This is a genomic window from Burkholderia sp. Ac-20345, from assembly GCF_017104825.1.
Lineage (GTDB): Bacteria > Pseudomonadota > Gammaproteobacteria > Burkholderiales > Burkholderiaceae > Burkholderia > Burkholderia lata_B.
This window is the reverse complement of record NZ_JAAGPO010000364.1, coordinates 1-4,871: the sequence shown is the minus strand read 5'-3', so window position 1 is coordinate 4,871 and position 4,871 is coordinate 1. Positions and strand designations below refer to the sequence as shown.

General features: G+C 66.5%; 4 protein-coding genes. 3 read left to right on the top strand and 1 reads right to left on the bottom strand.

Going from position 1 to position 4,871, the window contains the following annotated elements; all coding sequences use genetic code 11:
- Positions 1 to 951 (top strand): D-(-)-3-hydroxybutyrate oligomer hydrolase (locus G3O06_RS46570; RefSeq protein ID WP_241020596.1); only part of this gene is annotated, 951 nt, incomplete at its 5' end.
- A gap of 611 nt (positions 952 to 1,562) precedes the next feature.
- The gene (locus G3O06_RS46565) at positions 1,563 to 3,404 is read left to right on the top strand and encodes a peptidase S1 (protein WP_205820115.1); all 1,842 of its coding nucleotides are present in this window, start codon (positions 1,563 to 1,565) and stop codon (positions 3,402 to 3,404) included.
- Between the two features lie 158 nt (positions 3,405 to 3,562).
- On the opposite strand, the gene G3O06_RS46560 is transcribed toward G3O06_RS46565, so the two are convergent.
- Complete coding sequence (locus G3O06_RS46560; protein WP_175006114.1) at positions 3,563 to 4,351, bottom strand: sulfite exporter TauE/SafE family protein; 789 nt, start codon at positions 4,349 to 4,351, stop codon at positions 3,563 to 3,565.
- A gap of 291 nt (positions 4,352 to 4,642) precedes the next feature.
- On the opposite strand from G3O06_RS46560, the gene G3O06_RS46555 reads away from it, so the two are divergent.
- Positions 4,643 to 4,871 (top strand): hypothetical protein (locus tag G3O06_RS46555; RefSeq protein ID WP_205820114.1); only part of this gene is annotated, 229 nt, incomplete at its 3' end.

The following is a 4,871-nucleotide window of genomic DNA, read 5'->3' as shown; positions in this document are numbered from 1 at the left end:
CTCGCCGGCGCGCCGTACCTGAGCGCGCTGCCGCTGGCGACCACGCAGTCGATCCGCACGCAGCGCTGCGCGACGCTCGCCGCGGCCGGGCTTGTGTCGGGTGCCGATACGCAAAGCCAGGCCGCCGACGCGCTCGCGCAGCTCCATGCGGCCGGCTACCTCGCCGATTCCGACCTGCTGCAGGCGCCGATGTGGGATTCGCAGGCGATTCCGGCGATCGCGGTCACGTATGCGAACGCGTACACGCGCTCGCGCGTCACCGACAACCTGTGCAACTTCAGCTTCGCGACGACGAACCCGGCGACGGGCGCCGTCGCCGCGCCCGCCACGTCGCCGATGCCGGCCGTATTCGGCGTCGGCAACGGCGTGCCGCCGACGGCCGGCATCGACCTCGTGTTCAACACGGGCGCGGGCGTCGATCACCGGCTCGCGACACCCGATGCGAGCTTCGCGGGCGCGCTGTGCCTGCGCCAGCTGTGGACGAACGGGATGCTCGGGATGCCCGCGAACGTCGACGCGGTGCGCGTGAACGCGAACCTGCAGGGCAAGCCGGCGATCATCGTGCAGGGCCGCAGCGACGCGCTCGTGCCCGTGAACCACGCATCGCGCGCGTACGTCGCGCAGAACGGCATCAGCGAAAGCGGGCGCAGCCAGCTCGTGTTCTACGAGGTGACGAACGGCCAGCACTTCGACGCGTTCCTGCCGGTGCCGGGCTTCGACACGCGCTTCGTGCCGGTTCATTACTACAACCTGCAGGCGCTGAACCTGATGTGGAAGCACCTGAAGAACGGCGCGCCGCTGCCGCCGTCGCAGGTGATCCGCACGGTGCCGCGCGGCGGCACGCCGGGCGCCGCGCCCGCGCTGACGAGCCCGAACCTGCCGCCGATCTCGGCCGCGCCGGGCGCGAATGCGATCACGGTCGGCGCCGGCGCGATCGACGTGCCGCTCTGACGGCGCCCGCCGCGTCGCCCTCACGAAGCCGGACAGTCGTCCGGCTTTTTCTTTTGGTGGCGTGGAATCGGTCCCGTGCCGCCTTTTATTCGAATGACGAGCGCAGTAACAAATTGTTACTTTACGGCAGTAAATCAGAACCCTAATATGCGCCGGTATTTTCACTTAATTTAATAAATTACAGATACGAGATATTCCTTTCCGTTTAGTTAATCGATCCTTTCGATTTTATTAAATCGGCTCGAGTCGCGATTGGTCGCCGTATTGCGATTAATCGGCATCTCGCCGAGGGGGATTGTTCGTCTGTTCGAAGCGAGGCGCCCTTGTCGGGTGGGCCTTGCGGGGTATGTTTTTGCCGTCGATATTGTGCGTATGCAAATTCGCGGAATGAATTCGTATTGCTGCGGATTATCGAATTGTCGTTCGCAATGGAATTGATTCCATTGTGCGGCCGCAAAAATATGGGTGGGGTAAATCATGCCGGCCGGTATTCGCCGATCCGGTAAAAAACTCGGAGTGCGTCGCATAACGAATGCATTCCCGGTGCGGAGCGCCGGCGCAAATGATCCTTTGCGACCGGCGGTATTTATCGTTCTGTTCGAGAGGCAATAATGACGACACGGAAGTCCTTGAAAGACGGTTTCGCGCTATTCGGAACGACACTGAGCGTGCCGCTCGCAGCCGCCGCGGCTGCAGCGCTGCTCGTCACGGGGTGCGGCGGCGACGACGGGCCGAGCCCGGCCGCTTCGGCCGCCGCCGCCGCCGCGACGTCGGCCGGCGCCAGCACCGGCACGTCGGCCAACACCAACGCAACGGCCGCAGCGGCCGACCAGCCGTACGTCGACAACGACGTGTACGGCACCGGGCCGAACGACGCGGTCACGGATTCCACGGAAGGGGCGGCCGTCGTGCACCGTACCGTCACGATCGGCGGCAAGAGCATCAAGTACACGGCCACCACGGGCCACCTGACGACGATCGACCCGATCACGTCGGCGCCGAACGCGAAGATGTTCTACGTCGCGTACACGCAGGACAATCCGGACCCGTCGAAGCCGCGCCCGGTTACGTTCTTCTACAACGGCGGCCCCGGCTCGTCGTCGGTCTACCTGCTGCTCGGCTCGTACGGGCCGAAGCGCCTGCAGTCGTCGTTCCCGAACTTCACGCCGCCCGCGCCGTACAAGCTGCTCGACAACCCGGACAGCCTGCTCGACCGCACCGACCTCGTGTTCATCAACCCGGTCGGCACCGGTTACTCGGCGGCGATCGCCCCGGCGAAGAACAAGGACTTCTGGGGCACCGACCAGGACGCCCGCTCGATCGACCGCTTCATCCAGCGCTACCTAACCAAGTACTCGCGCTGGAATTCGCCGAAATTCCTGTACGGCGAGTCGTACGGCACCGCGCGCAGCGCGGTCGTGTCGTGGGTGCTGCATGAGGACGGCATCGACCTGAACGGGATCACGCTGCAGTCGTCGATCCTCGACTACGCGAATGCGCTGTCCGCGCCGGGCACGTTCCCGACGCTCGCGGCCGATGCGTTCTACTGGAAGAAGACGACGCTCAACCCGACGCCGACCGATCTCGACGCGTACATGGTCCAGGCCCGCAACTACGCGGACAACACGCTCGCGCCGCTCGCGCAGAAGCCGAACCCGCAGGACGGCGGCTTCGTGAACGTGCGGCTCAACCTGAACCTGCAGACCGCGCAGCAGATGGGCTCGTACATCGGTACCGATCCGACGTCGCTGATCCAGACGTTCGGCAACCCGGCCGCGCTCGGCAACGTGCCGTCGTCGGACGACAACCCGCCGTACACGTTCTTCCTGACGCTCGTGCCGGGCACGCAGATCGGCCAGTACGACGGTCGCGCGAACTTCACGGGCAAGGGCATCGCGCCGTACATCCTGCCGAACTCGGGCAGCAACGATCCGTCGATCACGAACGTCGGCGGCGCGTACACGGTGCTGTGGAACAGCTACATCAACACCGATCTCAAGTACACGTCGACGTCGTCGTTCGTGGACCTGAACGACCAGGTCTTCAACAACTGGGACTTCAGCCACACGGACCCGACCGGCGCGAACAAGGGCGGCGGCAATACGCTGTACACGGCCGGCGACCTGGCGTCGACGATGAGCGTGAACCCGGACCTGAAGGTGCTGTCGGCAAACGGCTATTTCGACGCCGTCACACCGTTCCACCAGACGGAGCTGACGCTCGCGCAGATGCCGCTTGACCCGACGCTCAAGGCGCAGAACCTGACGATCAAGAACTACCCGTCAGGCCACATGATCTACCTGAACGACGCGTCGCGGACCGCGCTGAAGGGCGATCTCGCCAACTTCTACGACGGCATTCTCGCGAACCGCACCGCACTGCAGCGCGTGCTGAAGCTGCAGGCGCGCACGCAGCAGCTCAAGCAGCAGAAGCTGCAGCAGCAGGGGCAGTAAGCGCCGCGGGCGGCGCGCGCCGCCCCGGATGGACGACAGCCCGATCGGCGCAGGCCGGTCGGGCTGTTTTTCATTGGGGGCGGGCGACGGGCCGGCGCGTCATGCGCCGGCCGGGAAAGGGGGGCATACCGTCGAGGACAGGGTGTTCGCGCCCCGTGCTATGCCAGCACGAGCCGGATGCCGACCGCGACGAGCGTCGAGGCGAGCAGGTTGCGCAGCAGCCGTTCGGGCGCGCGCGCCGACAGCAGGCTGCCGATCACGATGCCGGGCAGCGAGCCGAGCAGCAGCGACAGCAGCATCGACCAGTCGACCGAGCCGAGCAGCCAGTGGCCCATGCCCGCGACGAGCGTGAGCGGCACCGCGTGCGCGATGTCGGAGCCGACGATGCGGGTCGTCGCGAGCATCGGATATAGCAGCAGGAGCACGGTCACGCCGATCGCGCCGGCGCCGACCGACGTCATCGATACGAGCACGCCGAGCACGGCGCCCGTCAGCACGGTCGACCACAGCGTGCGCGCGGGGCTCGGCGCGAGCGGGTTGCGCGCGGCGAACGCAGTGAGCTGCGGCCGGAAGATCAGCGCGAGCGACGTGAGCAGCAGCGCGACGCCGAGCACGAGCTGGATCATCCGCGCGGTGCCCGGCGTATTCATCCCGTGTGTATGCAGCCACCACAGCGTGACGGCCGCGGCCGGGACGCTGCCCGCCGCGAGCCGGCCCGTGATGCGCCAGTCGATCGAACCCTTCAGGCCGTGGACGAGCGTGCCGGTGGCCTTGGTCGCGGCCGCGTACAACAGGTCGGTACCGACCGCCGTTGCAGGGTGGACGCCGAACAGCAGCACGAGGATCGGCGTCATCAACGAACCACCGCCAACGCCCGTCAGGCCGACGAGGATGCCGACGAACAGGCCGGACAACGAGTACAGCAGATCGATATGGGGAAGCGACATCGGAAGCAGGCGGTTATGCGGCGACGGATATGCGGCGTTCGGCGGCGGCGCGTGGATCAAAGTCCGCCATTGTCGCAAAACTAGGGCGTCGGTGTACGACTGCGTTAAAAATCCGTCGGGAAGGGCCGTGCGACGGTGGGCGGCCGGATGGAAGTAAAACAGGCGTTTGAGCGGAGCGGGGCGCGCTGGCCGGCCCCATCGCGGCGAGTTGCCCGAAAGGCCGGGTGATGCGGGGCATGCGTCGGGCTCGGCACGCTTAAAAAAGGGCGCGATTGTGCGCGCCCTGGTTCGATGGCGGCGCCGGACGCCGCCGGCCCCCGGTCAGTGCATTGCGGGGCCGACGCCTTCGACCGCGCCCTGACGCCGGATGCGCAGCGCGAGGCCGATCAGCGCGGCGGCTGCGGGCTCGCGCGCCGTGAGACGATCGATACGGACGGCGTGGTGGCCGAAGCATGGGCGCTGTGCGGCGAGGATGCAGAGATCGAGTTTGATACGCCGAAGTTCACGCAGCATAAGGGCA